We start from the raw sequence: 12,044 nt of genomic DNA, 5'->3' as shown, positions 1-12,044 counted from the left end.
CGCCACTGCTGCGCGGCGGCCGGGGTCGGCCGCCGCGCAGCAGTGGCGTACCCGGGCCGGGGGCAAGGCCGCGGGTGCGCTGAGCGCCGCGTACGTCGCCGCGTTCGCCGGATCCCACCCGCTCGCCAAGAAGGTCGGCGCCTGGCCGTCCGTCCTCGGTGTCGCCGGCGTCGTCGCGCTCGCCTCCTGGGCCGTCGCCGACCGCAAAGCCGACAGCGGCGCCGCCTGACCAGCGGGGCCACCTCATCCGCGGGGCCACCTCATCCGCGGAGCCACCTGACCCGCGGCTCCGTCTGACCCGCGGCCCCGCCCAGCTCACGGCCGGCCCGCGGTGAGTGAGACGCCCCGACCCGCTACGACACCGTCTCCCCCGCCCGGAACGCCCTCCGGTACGCCTGCGGGCTCGTCCCGACCACCCTCCGGAAGCGTTCCCGGAAGGCCGTCGGCGAGCCGAAACCCGTGTGGACGGCGATGCGTTCCACCGGGTGCGCGGTGGTCTCCAGCAGGTGCTGGGCCCGCCGGATCCGCGCCCGGTGCAGCCACTGGAGCGGTGTCGTGCCCGTCTGGTCCCGGAAGCGGCGATTGAGCGTGCGCGTGCTCATGCCGGCCTTCGCCGCGATCTCGGCCAGGGTCAGATCGCGGTCGCAGTGGTCCTCCAGCCAGGTCAGCAGGGGCTCCAGGGTCGTACCGGCCGGGGTCGGGGGGAGGTCGTGGACGATGAACTGCGACTGGCCGCCCTCCCGTTCCAGCGGCATGACCGACATGCGGGCCGCGTGCGCGGCCACCGCCGAGCCGAAGTCCTTGCGGATCATGTGCAGGCACATGTCCAGGGCCGCCGCGGCGCCCGCCGACGTCAGGAACTGGCCGTTGTCGACGTACAGGACGTTCGGGTCGACCGTGACCCGCGGGTGACGGCGGGCCAGGTCCGGGGCCGCCAGCCAGTGGGTCGTCGCGCGCAGGCCGTCCAGCAGGCCGGTCGCCGCGAAGAGGAACGCGCCCACGCAGATCGACGCGATGCGGGTGCCGTTCGCCGCCGCCGCGCGCAGCGCCTCGGCGACCTCGGGCGGCAGCGTCTCCGGCGGGTCCGCGACCCCCGGCAGGATGATCGTGTCGGCCTCGGCGAGGGTCTCCAGGCCGTACGGCGCCCGGACCGTGAAGGCGCCCGCGCTCACCTCCTCCCGCGCCGAGCACACCCGCACCCGGTACGGCTCCCGGCCGTCGGGCAGCCGGGCCCAGCCGAAAGTGTCGACGGGGGCGGAGAGGTCGAACGGGATGACGCCGTCCAGCGCCAGTACGGCCACGGTGTGCATGGCGAGAGAGTAGGGGTGCGGCGGGAAAACGCCAATCCGGTCCGGAAGCCAGGGCCCAGGAACGGCGCCCTCCCTGTCGCCTTCTGGCGAGAATCCGTTGGAGGCTGGCAGTCCTGCCACTCCTCCGGGGAGTCCGCCGCTTCTACCGTCCCCCTGTGACCAAGTTCCTCCTCGCCGTGCACGTCATCGCCGCGATCCTCGCCATCGGGCCCGTCGCCGTCGCCGCCAGCATGTTTCCGCCCGCCGCCCGCCGCGTCCTCGCCGCCGGGACCGACGGCGCCCCGGCGGACGCCGACGGCACCGGCACGCTCCGGCTGCTGCACCGCATCTGCCGTGTCTACGCCGTCGTCGGCGTCGTCGTCCCGGTCTTCGGGTTCGCCACCGCCGGCGAGATGGGTGTGCTCGGCAGTGCCTGGCTGATCGTGTCGATCGTCCTGACCGCGCTCGCCGCGCTCGTCCTCGGCGCGCTGGTGCTGCCGGCCCAGTCCGCCCTCCTGGAAGGCGGCGCGGGGCCCGAGCGGACCGCGCGGCTCGCCATGGCCACCGGGGTGTTCAACCTGCTGTGGGCCACCGTGACCGTCCTGATGATCGTCCGGCCGGGCTCCACCACCGGCGCCTGACACCACCGGCAGCCTCACACCACCGGCAGCCTCACACCACCGGCTCCTCACGCCACCGGCACCTGACACCGCCTCGCCCGACACCGCCCCGCCCGACCCCACCGGCCGGCGCCGGTCGGATCACGGCCTGCTCGCCGCCGGCGGTGCCGTGGGGCCCCGGCCCTGGGGCGCCGCCTTGGCCCGGCCCGCCACCGCCGTCAGCGGGCGGGCGATGTCCTCCAGGGAGCGGCGTTCGGCCCGTACCGCGAGGAACACCGCGACCAGACCCGCCGCGCACATCAGCGCCGCGCCGACGGAGAAGGCCAGGACCGTGTCGCCGACCTTGCCGGTGCCCGTGAGGTCGGCGAAGAGCAGGGGGCCGCTGATGCCGCCGGCCGCGGTGCCGAGGGCGTAGAAGAACGCGATGGACATCGCCCGCGTCTCCATCGGGAAGATCTCCGACACCGTGAGGTAGGCGCTGGAGGCGCCCGCCGAGGCGAAGAACAGCACCGCGCACCAGCAGGCCGTCAGGGTGGCCGCGCTCAGCGCGCCCCGGTCGAACAGCCAGGCCGTGCCGAACAGCAGCAGGCCGGAGAGGAGGTACGTCGAGGAGATCATCACGCGGCGGCCGACCGTGTCGAAGAGCTTGCCGAGCAGCAGCGGGCCGAAGAAGTTGCCGGCCGCGATCACCGCGAAGTAGTAGCCGGTGCGGTCGGACGGCACGTCGTAGAACGTGGTCAGGATCGCGCCGAAGCCGAAGGTGATCGCGTTGTACAGGAACGCCTGGCCGATGAAGAGGGAGAAACCGAGCACCGCCCGCCTGCGGTAGCGGCCGAAGACCGTGCGGGCGATCTCCAGGAACGTCACGTTCTTGCGCTGGTGGATCTCCAGCTCGCCCTCCGGCTCCGGGAGCCGCTCGCCCCGCTCCGCCTCCACCCGGCGTTCGATGCCGGAGACGATCTCCTCCGCCTCCCGGTCCCGGCCGTGGATCAGCAGCCAGCGCGGGCTCTCCGGGACGTGCCGTCGTACGAGCAGGATGACCAGGGCGAGGACGGCGCCGAGCGCGAAGGTCAGGCGCCAGCCGACGTTCGCGGCCAGCAGGTCGGTGTCGAGCGCGACGATCGACAGCAGCGAACCGCCGACCGCGCCGAGCCAGAAGCTGCCGTTGATGATCAGGTCGACCCGGCCGCGGTAGTCCGCCGGGATCAGCTCGTCGATCGCGGAGTTGATCGCCGCGTACTCACCACCGATACCGAAGCCGGTCAGAAACCGGAACAGGAAGAACCACCACGCCTCCCAGGAGACGGCCGTCAGCGCCGTCGCCGCGAGATACACCGCAAGGGTGATCATGAAGAGGTTCTTCCGGCCGAAGCGGTCGGTGAGCCGGCCCCAGAACAGGGCGCCCGAGCAGGCGCCCGCCACATAGAGCGCGGCGGCGATGCCGGTGATCTGCCCGGAGGTGATCGACAGGCCGCTGCCCGGCTCGGCGAGCCGGCTGGCGATGTTGCCGACGACCGTGACCTCCAGGCCGTCGAGGATCCATACGGTGCCGAGACCGATGACGATCGTCCAGTGCCAGCGGGACCAGGGCAGGCGGTCCAGCCGGGCAGGGATGTTCGTGGTGATCGTCCGGCCGGTCCGCGCGGACGGCGTCTCCGCTGTGCTCATGGGCTCCCCCTCCTCGTCGAAGGACGGAATGCCGGGTGCCCGGACCGGGCGGGAACAGTCCTGGTCAGGCTCCCGCGGCGGAGCCCGCAACGGCCGGTCAGGCCCCCAGCGCGCGCGAGACCGTGAAGATCAGCAGTCCCGCCAGGGACCCCACCACCGTGCCATTGATCCGGATGAACTGCAGGTCGCGGCCGATGTGCGCCTCGATCTTCCGGGTGGTGTGCTCGGCGTCCCAGCCGGCCACGGTGTCGGTGATCAGCGAGGTGATCTCCTTGCGGTACGTGGTCACGACGTGCACCGCCGCGCCCTCCACCCAGGTGTCGACCTTGTCCTGCACCTTCGGCTCGGTCGCCATCCGCGCGCCCAGGGACAGCAGGGCCGCCCGCACCCGCTGCCGCAGCTCGCTGCGCTCGTCCTCGGCCGCCGCCACGATCATGGAGCGTACGGCCGTCCACACGGACGCGATCAGGTCCTGCACCTCGCCCCGGCCCAGCACCTCGCCCTTGAGCCGCTCCACCCGGGCCCGGGTGTCCGTGTCGGACTGGAGGTCGGAGGCGAAGTCGGTGAGGAAGCGGTCGAGCGCGCCGCGCGCCGGGTGCGAGGGCATGTCCCGCATCTCGGTGACGAACCGCAGCAGCTCCTTGTAGACCCGCTCGCCGACCTTCCGGTCCACGAACCGCGGGGTCCAGCCGGGCGCGCCGCCCTCCACGGCCACCATCACGTCGTCCCGGTGCAGCACCAGCCAGTCGTGCGCGCGGGCCACCACCAGGTCCACCACCCGCCGGTGCCCGCCGTCGGCGACGATCTTCTCCAGCGTCTTGCCGATGCCCGGCGCGATCTCCTGCGCGGCGGCCCGCCGGTTGATCGCCTCGCCGACGACCGCCTGCACGTCCGAGTCGCGCAGCACGGTCAGCGCCCCGCGCAGGGCGGTGGCCAGTTCCGCCGTCACCCGGTCCGCGTGCTCCGGCACCGCCAGCCAGGCCCCGAGCCGGCTGCCGATGCCGACCGCGCGCAGCCGCTGCCGTACGACGTCCTCGGAGAGGAAGTTCTCCCCGACGAACTCGCCGAGCGAGACGCCCAGCTGGTCCTTCTTGGTGGGGATGATCGCGGTGTGCGGGATGGGCAGCCCGAGCGGGTGCCGGAAGAGGGCCGTGACCGCGAACCAGTCGGCGAGCGCGCCCACCATGCCCGCCTCGGCCGCCGCCGCCACATAGTCGGTCCACTCCCCCGCGCCCGCGTGCCCGGCGGCCTTCGCCAGGACGTAGACCACCGCGACGAACAGCAGCATGCCCGTCGCCGTGAGCTTCATCCGCCGTACGCCGCGCCGGCGCTCCTCGTCGGCCGGGGTGAACGCCGTCATGGACTTGTACGACGCGGCCCGTGCCGGTGTTCCCGTCTCGGTAGGTTCCATCAGCTCCACCCGTTCGGTGATCCCGCACACAATTGTCCCTTCCTGACCGACTCCCGGAACGGAACAGGAGTTCCCGGCGTCTGTCTCCTCGGGGGTAGTGGCAGGGTCCTGTCAGACCTCTCCGGCCCATGACGCATCATGGGTGAGCAAGATCGGAGCCTCGGGCTCCCATCGCCTGAGGAGAACAACACAAGCGTGACCAAGCGTCATGGTTATGCCGTCCTGAGCGCGCTCGTCGCGCTGGTCATCGCGGTGTCCGCCGGCATATACGTCACCGTGGCCGCCGACGACGGCACCCCGCGCAACACCCTCGCAGCGGGCCGCCCGCACCGCGACTCGCAGGCCGCCCCCGCCTCCACCGGTACCTGGGTCGGCGCCTGGGCCACCGCCCCCGTCGCCGGCGAACCCGGCACCGAGGCGACCGGTCTGGCGGGCCGCTCGGTCCGCAACGTGGTGCACACCAGCGCCGGCGGTACGAGTGCCCGCATCACGCTGTCCAATCTCTACGGCCAGTCGGCCCTCACCATCAGCCACGCCTCGCTCGCCCTGGCCGCCGGGGACGGCACCGCGGCGGCCGATGCGGAAACGATGCGGCGCCTCACCTTCGGCGGCGGCACCAGCGTCGTCATACCCGCCGGCGGACAGGTGGTCAGCGACGCGGTGCGCGTCACGATCCCGCACGGCGCCGACGTCCTGGTCACCACCTACTCGCCCACCCCGTCCGGGCCGGTCACCTACCACCCGCACGCCCGGCAGGTGTCGTACGTCGCCGACGGCGACCGCACCGAGGACGCGACCGGCGTCCCGTACACCGAACAGACCCCGTACTGGCGGTACCTGACGGCCCTGGACGTCCTCAGCAACGAGGCCGCCGGCACCGTCGTCGTCTTCGGCGACTCCATAACCGACGGCATCACCTCCACCGCCGGCGCCAACCGCCGCTGGCCCGACGTCCTCTCCGGCCGGCTGCGCGGCGCCCTGGAGGACGGGCAGCAACTGCCGCGCTACAGCGTCGTCAACGAGGGCATCAGCGGCAACCAGGTCCTCGCCGACGGCCTCGGCCGGCCGGCCGAGAACCAGAGCGGACTCGGCCGCTTCGGCCGGGACGCGCTCTCCCGCACCAACGTCAAGGTCGTCGTCATCGCCCTCGGCGTCAACGACATCCTGCGCAACCGCAGGCTCGCCGACCCCGACCGCATCGTCACCGGGCTGCGCACGCTGGCCGGCCAGGCCCACGCCCGCGGCCTGAAGGTCGTCGGCGCCACCCTGATGCCCTTCCACGGCCACCGCGGCTACACCCCGGCCCGGGAGGCGGTACGGCAGCAGGTCAACGCCCAGATCCGGGCCGGCGGCGTGTTCGACGCGGTCGTCGACTTCGACAAGGCCCTCCGGGACCCCTACGACCCGCGGCGGCTGCGCCCCGAGTACGACTCCGGTGACCACCTGCACCCCAGCGACCTGGGCTACCGCACCATGGCCGAGGTCTTCGACCTGCGCACGCTGAAGGGCGCGGGGCAGGCGGAGCTGTAGCCGGCGGGCGAGGAATACTGGCGGGCATGACCCGCTTGATCCTCGCCACCCGCAACGCCGGAAAGATCACCGAGCTGAGGGCCATCCTGGCCGACGCCGGACTCCCCCACGAACTCGTCGGCGCGGACGCCTACCCCGACGTCCCCGACGTCAAGGAGACCGGCGTCACCTTCGCCGAGAACGCCCTGCTCAAGGCGCACGCGCTCGCCCGGGCCACCGGTCTGCCGGCCGTCGCCGACGACTCGGGCCTGTGCGTCGACGTGCTGAACGGCGCCCCCGGCATCTTCTCCGCCCGCTGGTCCGGCCGGCACGGCGACGACCGGGCCAACCTGGAGCTGCTGCTGGCCCAGCTCTCCGACATCGCCGACGAGCACCGCGGCGCCCACTTCGCCTGCGCGGCGGCCCTGGCCCTGCCGGACGGCACGGAACGCGTGGTGGAGGGACAGCTGCGGGGCACCCTGCGGCACGCCCCCGCCGGCACGAACGGCTTCGGCTACGATCCGATCCTCCAGCCGGAGGGCGAGACGCGGACGTGCGCCGAGCTGAGCCCGCAGGAGAAGAACGCGATCAGCCACCGGGGCAAGGCGTTCCGGGCGCTGGTGCCGGTGGTGCGGGAGCTGCTGGGCTGAGATGCGGTGCGGCCGGAGGGACTCGAACCCTCACGGGAGTTACCCCACTGGGACCTAAACCCAGCGTGACTGCCAATTCCACCACGGCCGCCTGGTGCTGCCCGGCCATGCTAGCGGCCGGGCAGTGTGTTCAGATGCCCAGATCCTTGATGATCTTTGCCACGTGACCGGTGGCCTTGACGTTGTACAGGGCGCGTTCGACCTTGCCGTCCTCGTCCACGACGACCGTGGAGCGGATGACGCCGACGACCGTCTTGCCGTACAGCTTCTTCTCGCCGAAGGCGCCGTACGCCTCCAGGACCTGCTTGTCGGGGTCGGCCAGCAGGGTGACCTTCAGGGACTCCTTCTCGCGGAACTTCGCGAGCTTCTCCGGCTTGTCGGGCGAGATGCCGATGACGTCGTAGCCGGCGGAGGCCAGGACCTCCAGGTTGTCGGTGAAGTCGCAGGCCTGCTTGGTGCAGCCGGGGGTCAGGGCGGCCGGGTAGAAGTAGACGATGACCTTGCGGCCCTTGTGGTCCGAAAGGGACACCTCGTTGCCGTCGGCGTCGGGGAGGGTGAAGGCGGGGGCAACGTCCCCGGGCTGGAGTCGCTCGCTCATCGGACTAGCGTAACCGGGGGCCCTTGCGGTGCGGTGCGCCCATGAGCTGACAGACTGTTCGAGAACAGCATCAACCAGCATCAGCAGACTTCGGCAGACTTCGGAGGCCGTACGGTGGCGGACACGGCGGACACCAGAACCCCGGCGCAGATCGAGGCGGACATCAGGCGCCGCCGGGAAGTGCTGGCCGAGACGCTCGACGAGATCGGGGTGCGGGTGCACCCCAAGACCATCGTCGGCGACGCCAAGGCCAAGGTCATCGCCAATGTCGACCACACGGTCGGCCGGGCGTACGTGCAGGTCAACCGGGTCGTGAGCGATGTGCGGGCGCGGTTCGTGGACGACGAGGGGGCGCCTCGCCTGGAGCGGGTCGTGCCCGTCGCGCTCGTCGTCGTGGGCGTCGTGGGGCTGCTCGCCCTCGGGGCCCGGCGGCGCAAGGACTGATCGGGGCAGGTAGGTTCGAGGCGTGAGCGCCAACAGAAACGAGCACAGCACTCCCCACCACGACAAGCTGCCCATCCGGATGCTGCACGACCGGGTCCTCGTGAAGCAGGAGACCGGTGAGGGCGAGCGGCGGTCGGGGGGCGGCATCCTGATTCCGGCCACCGCGGCGGTCGGGCGTCGGCTGGCCTGGGCGGAGGTCGTCGCCGTCGGCCAGAACGTCCGGACGGTGGAGCCCGGTGACCGCGTCCTGTTCGACCCGGAGGACCGGGCGGAGGTCGAGGTGCGGGGCGTGGCGTACGTGCTGATGCGCGAGCGTGACCTGCACGCCGTGGCCGCGGACCGGTTCGAGGGGTCGGAGGACTCCACGGGCCTGTACCTCTAGGGCCTGCGCCGCTGCGGCGGACCGCGAAGAGGGCCGGTGACGATGGTCACCGGCCCTCTTCGGCATGCCTTTGCTATGTTCGGAACGAACCCGACGAGACGCGCCGTACCGGGTCGAAGGCAAAGACGACGCACCCCGCGAAGAACCGCGGCGAAGAGCCGCTACGTCTCGGAGGTGCCTGTCATGGCCTGGGTTCTGCTCGTCGTCGCCGGTCTGCTGGAGGTCGGCTGGTCGATCGGGATGAAGTACAGCGAGGGGTTCACCCGGCTGGTTCCCAGCCTGTTCACCGGCGCCGGCATCGTCGCCAGCATGGTCCTGCTGTCGTACGCCGCGAAGTCCCTGCCCATCGGTACGGCCTACGGCGTCTGGGTGGGGATCGGCGCGGCCGGTGCGGCGGTGCTCGGCATGCTGGTGCTGGGTGAGCCGGTCACCGCCGCCCGCGTCTTCTTCGTGTGCCTGCTGCTGGTCGCCGTGGTGGGGCTGAAGGCGACCAGCGGGCACTGATCCGGAGCGCTAGGTGCCGGGGAATCCTCCGGCACCCGCGTCGGTGCCCGTGGTGGCGCCGCCGTCCGTGGTCGTCCCCCCGCCGGTCGCCGTCCCCCCGCCGGTGGCTTCGCCGCCCGTGGCCCCGCCGCCGGTGGCGGTGCCCCCGCCGGTCGCGCCCCCGCCGGTGGTGGCGCCCCCGTCCGTGGTCGTACCGCCGTCCGTGGTGGCGCCCCCGTCGGTGGTCGCGCCGCCGTCGGCCGGGGTGCCGGTGGCGCCGCCGTCGGTCGGGGTGGCCGTGGGGCCGCCCTCGGTCGGCGTGGCGGTCGCGCCGCCGTCGCTCTCGCCGCCGTCGGCGCCCGGCTGGGCGCTGCTGGTGGCGGGCGGCTCCTGGACGACGTCGGCGCCCTCCTCCAGCTGGAGGTCGAACTCGCTGACCGGCTTGCCCTTCAGCGCGTCACGCGTGTACTGCGCCCAGATCTGGGTGGGCGGGCCGCCACCGTTCATCCGGGCCTGGCCGAGGGCCCCGTACAGCGGCTGGTGCTTGGCCGTGACCGGGTCCTGGCCCATGACGGCGACCACCGTGGCCAGGTCGGGGGTGTAGCCCGCGAACCAGGCGGCGGTGTCGCTCTCCGCCGTACCGGTCTTGCCGGCCGCCGGACGGCCCGCGGCCTGCGCGGCCGTGGCGGTGCCGCTCTCGACCACGCTCTGCAGGACCGAGGTGGTGGTGTCGGCGGCCTCCCGGCTGACGGCCTGCTTGACCGACTTCTCGGGCAGCTCGATCTCGTCCCGGCCGTCCTTGGTGATCTTCTCGACCAGCGTGTACGTGCCGTGCTTGCCGTGGTTGGCGAGCGTGGCGTAGGCCTCCGCCATCTCCAGCACGCTGGCGGTGGCGGTGCCGAGCGCGACGGACGGGTACGGCTGGAGGTCCGGGGTGTCGGCGGGGACGCCGAGGTCGATCGCGGTCTGCTTGACCTTGGCGGGGCCGACGTCGACGGCCATCTGCGCGTACACCGAGTTCACCGACAGGTCGGTGGCCTTGCGGACGGTGATCGGGCCGTACGACCTCTGGTCCTCGTTCTCGGGGGCGTAGGCGCCGCCGCTCCAGCCCTGGACGGGGCGCTGGTTGGTGCCGTCGTAGACGGTGTTCGGCGTGATCCGCCGGCCGTCCTGGGTGGTCGACCCGTTCTCCACGGCGGAGGTGAACACGAACGGCTTGAACGTCGAGCCGACCTGGAAGTCACCGCGGGTGGCGCCGTTGGTGTACTGCTTCACGTAGTCGATGCCGCCGTACATCGCGACGACCTTGCCCGTCTTGGGGTCGACGGAGGCGCCGCCGGCCCGGACGTAGGTGTCGGCCTTGCGGTTCTTCTTGTCCAGCTTGGACATCAGCTGGTCGTCGACGGCCTGGACGAAGGCGTCCTGCCGGTCCTTCTGGATGGTGGTGGTGATGCGGTAGCCGCCGAGCGCGAGGTGGTCGGCGTCGATGATGTTGTTCGTGGTCAGGTACTGCTTGACCGCTTCCACCAGGTAGCCGCGCTGGCCGGACATGCCGGTGGAGATGGTCTGCTCCTTCGGCATGGGGAACTTCATGCCGGTGCGCTCGGACTCGCTGAGCCAGCCCTTCTTGACCATGCCGTCCAGGACGTAGTTCCAGCGGGCGACGGCGGCCTTCCTGTTCTCCGGGTGGGCGACGACGTCGTACTCGCTCGGCGCGTTGACCAGCGCGGCGAGGTAGGCGGCGCGGGCCGGGTCGAGGTCGGCGGCGTCACGGCCGTAGTAGGCCTGGGCGGCGGCCTGGATGCCGTAGGCGTTGCGGCCGAAGTAGCTGGTGTTGAGGTAGCCCTCCAGGATCTCGTCCTTGGACTTGTTCTGGTCGAGCTTGATCGCGATGAAGAACTCCTTGGCCTTGCGGGTGACCGTCTGCTCCTGGGCCAGGTAGTAGTTCTTCACGTACTGCTGGGTGATCGTCGAGCCGGACTGCTTGCCCTTGCCGGTCGCGGTGTTCCAGGCGGCGCGGATCATCGCCTTGGGGTCGACGGCGGACTCGGAGTAGAAGTCCCGGTCCTCGGCGGCCAGGACGGCGTGCTGGGCGTCCTTGGAGACCTGGGCGAGGCTGACGTTCTCGCGGTTGACCTCGCCGTCGCGGGCGAGCTGGGAGCCGTCGGCGTAGAGGTAGACGTTGCTCTGCTTGGTCGCGAACGCGTTGGCCGGCGGGATCTTCACGAGCGAGTACCCGACGAAGAACAGGCCGATGAGCAGGAGTATCCCGATGACGCAGGTGCCGAGCACCATGCGCCAGGTCGGAATGATCCGCCGCCACCCGGTCCGCTTGGGCCGCTTCCCCTTCTTCGCCTTGGCCTTGGCCTTCCCGTTGTCCCCGGGGGCGTCCCCGTCGGCGGCGGCGAGCAGGGTGGTCTCGTCGTCGGGGGAGGCGGAGGCTGAGGCGGCTGAGCCGGAGACGGAGGCGGAGGCGGCACCGCCGGTGGCGGGCGAGGCGGCGGCCTGGGCGGCCGGGGCCCCGGCACCGGCGGCAGCACCGGCGGCACCGGCCGCGCGCGCGGCACGGGCGGCACGGGCGGCGGCCGGAGAGGAGGGGACACCGGACGCGGCACCGGCCGGGGAGCCGGCGGCAGCGGCGCCGGGCGCGGTGGCGCCGGCGGCGCGGTTCGGGCCGCCGGGGCGGGGGACGGTGGGGCGAGGGGTGCGACCGGTGGGGTCCGGCTTCGCGCCGGAGGCGCCCGTGGCGGCGGTGGCGGCACCGCCGCCCGCCTCACCCGCGCGGGGCGCGCCGACCCGCCGGAGCACCTGCGTGGTCTCGGGCGCCTGAGCGGCGCCGTCCGCCTTCCCGGAGCCCTGACCGGCTCCGGCCGCCTTTCCGGCCTGCGGTCCCTTGGGCGGGGTGATACGCCGGAGCACCTGGGTGCTCTCGGCCGGCTCCCCCTGCCCGGCGCCGCGCGGCGCCCCGGGAGCGGCCTGCTTCCCGGCGC

At 72.6% G+C, this 12,044-nt stretch carries 11 protein-coding genes, 1 tRNA gene, 1 pseudogene and 1 riboswitch; of the genes and pseudogenes, 7 read left to right on the top strand and 6 right to left on the bottom strand.

What is annotated here, in order from left to right:
- A pseudogene (locus CCN44_RS21850) lies at nucleotides 1–229 on the top strand (hypothetical protein); the annotation flags it as partial.
- Nucleotides 230–353: 124 nt separating this feature from the next.
- Here the strand turns inward: CCN44_RS21850 and CCN44_RS21845 are convergent.
- Nucleotides 354–1,310 carry a GlxA family transcriptional regulator gene (locus tag CCN44_RS21845; protein WP_079080968.1) on the bottom strand — a complete coding sequence of 319 codons (957 nt, stop codon included), beginning with the start codon at nucleotides 1,308–1,310 and terminating at the stop codon, nucleotides 354–356.
- Between the two features lie 155 nt (nucleotides 1,311–1,465).
- Here CCN44_RS21845 and CCN44_RS21840 point away from each other — a divergent pair, with 155 nt between their 5' ends.
- Complete coding sequence (locus CCN44_RS21840) at nucleotides 1,466–1,930, top strand: hypothetical protein (RefSeq protein WP_086698825.1); 465 nt, start codon at nucleotides 1,466–1,468, stop codon at nucleotides 1,928–1,930.
- Nucleotides 1,931–2,050: 120 nt separating this feature from the next.
- On the opposite strand, the gene CCN44_RS21835 is transcribed toward CCN44_RS21840, so the two are convergent.
- Nucleotides 2,051–3,577, bottom strand: coding sequence for an MFS transporter (locus CCN44_RS21835; RefSeq protein ID WP_086698822.1), 1,527 nt, complete (start codon nucleotides 3,575–3,577; stop codon nucleotides 2,051–2,053).
- Between the two features lie 97 nt (nucleotides 3,578–3,674).
- Nucleotides 3,675–4,988: a DUF445 domain-containing protein gene (locus CCN44_RS21830; RefSeq protein WP_086698830.1), complete on the bottom strand. Its 1,314-nt coding sequence runs from the start codon at nucleotides 4,986–4,988 to the stop codon at nucleotides 3,675–3,677.
- A 195-nt stretch (nucleotides 4,989–5,183) separates the two neighbouring features.
- Here CCN44_RS21830 and CCN44_RS21825 point away from each other — a divergent pair, with 195 nt between their 5' ends.
- Nucleotides 5,184–6,518 carry an SGNH/GDSL hydrolase family protein gene (locus CCN44_RS21825; protein WP_086698819.1) on the top strand — a complete coding sequence of 445 codons (1,335 nt, stop codon included), beginning with the start codon at nucleotides 5,184–5,186 and terminating at the stop codon, nucleotides 6,516–6,518.
- Nucleotides 6,519–6,544: 26 nt separating this feature from the next.
- Nucleotides 6,545–7,147: an RdgB/HAM1 family non-canonical purine NTP pyrophosphatase gene (gene rdgB, locus CCN44_RS21820; protein ID WP_059249767.1), complete on the top strand. Its 603-nt coding sequence runs from the start codon at nucleotides 6,545–6,547 to the stop codon at nucleotides 7,145–7,147.
- A gap of 7 nt (nucleotides 7,148–7,154) precedes the next feature.
- Here the strand turns inward: rdgB and CCN44_RS21815 are convergent.
- Nucleotides 7,155–7,238: transfer RNA gene (locus tag CCN44_RS21815), tRNA-Leu, on the bottom strand.
- 39 nt (nucleotides 7,239–7,277) lie between these two features.
- Nucleotides 7,278–7,745 carry a thioredoxin-dependent thiol peroxidase gene (gene bcp, locus CCN44_RS21810; RefSeq protein ID WP_086698815.1) on the bottom strand — a complete coding sequence of 156 codons (468 nt, stop codon included), beginning with the start codon at nucleotides 7,743–7,745 and terminating at the stop codon, nucleotides 7,278–7,280.
- A 114-nt stretch (nucleotides 7,746–7,859) separates the two neighbouring features.
- On the opposite strand from bcp, the gene CCN44_RS21805 reads away from it, so the two are divergent.
- The 3 genes from CCN44_RS21805 to CCN44_RS21795 all read left to right on the top strand — a co-directional run bounded on the left by CCN44_RS21805 (nucleotide 7,860) and on the right by CCN44_RS21795 (nucleotide 9,075).
- Nucleotides 7,860–8,189 (top strand): DUF3618 domain-containing protein, encoded by a 330-nt coding sequence (locus tag CCN44_RS21805; protein ID WP_059249769.1) that lies wholly within the window; start codon nucleotides 7,860–7,862, stop codon nucleotides 8,187–8,189.
- A gap of 22 nt (nucleotides 8,190–8,211) precedes the next feature.
- Nucleotides 8,212–8,571, top strand: a complete 360-nt coding sequence (locus CCN44_RS21800; RefSeq protein ID WP_039657929.1) for a GroES family chaperonin — start codon at nucleotides 8,212–8,214, stop codon at nucleotides 8,569–8,571.
- Nucleotides 8,572–8,643: 72 nt separating this feature from the next.
- Nucleotides 8,644–8,706, top strand: a riboswitch (guanidine-III (ykkC-III) riboswitch).
- A gap of 48 nt (nucleotides 8,707–8,754) precedes the next feature.
- Nucleotides 8,755–9,075: a DMT family transporter gene (locus CCN44_RS21795; RefSeq protein ID WP_059249770.1), complete on the top strand. Its 321-nt coding sequence runs from the start codon at nucleotides 8,755–8,757 to the stop codon at nucleotides 9,073–9,075.
- A gap of 9 nt (nucleotides 9,076–9,084) precedes the next feature.
- Here CCN44_RS21795 and CCN44_RS21790 read toward each other — a convergent pair whose 3' ends face one another.
- Nucleotides 9,085–11,973, bottom strand: coding sequence for a transglycosylase domain-containing protein (locus tag CCN44_RS21790; RefSeq protein WP_086698828.1), 2,889 nt, complete (start codon nucleotides 11,971–11,973; stop codon nucleotides 9,085–9,087).
- Nucleotides 11,974–12,044: the final 71 nt, after the last annotated feature.

The organism is Streptomyces tricolor (assembly GCF_002155905.1).
Classification (GTDB): Bacteria; Actinomycetota; Actinomycetes; order Streptomycetales; family Streptomycetaceae; genus Streptomyces; species Streptomyces tricolor.
Note: the sequence above shows the minus strand (reverse complement) of the source record. Positions and strands in the feature narration are given on the sequence as shown.

What these genes read in the sequence shown, in the direction of transcription:
- rdgB (WP_059249767.1), top strand. Translation starts at nt 6,545, where the DNA reads ATGACCCGCTTGATCCTCGCCACCCGCAACGCCGGAAAGATCACCGAG.
- CCN44_RS21835 (WP_086698822.1), bottom strand. Translation starts at nt 3,577, where the DNA reads ATGAGCACAGCGGAGACGCCGTCCGCGCGGACCGGCCGGACGATCACC.
- CCN44_RS21845 (WP_079080968.1), bottom strand. Translation starts at nt 1,310, where the DNA reads ATGCACACCGTGGCCGTACTGGCGCTGGACGGCGTCATCCCGTTCGAC.
- CCN44_RS21830 (WP_086698830.1), bottom strand. Translation starts at nt 4,988, where the DNA reads ATGGAACCTACCGAGACGGGAACACCGGCACGGGCCGCGTCGTACAAG.
- bcp (WP_086698815.1), bottom strand. Translation starts at nt 7,745, where the DNA reads ATGAGCGAGCGACTCCAGCCCGGGGACGTTGCCCCCGCCTTCACCCTC.
- CCN44_RS21795 (WP_059249770.1), top strand. Translation starts at nt 8,755, where the DNA reads ATGGCCTGGGTTCTGCTCGTCGTCGCCGGTCTGCTGGAGGTCGGCTGG.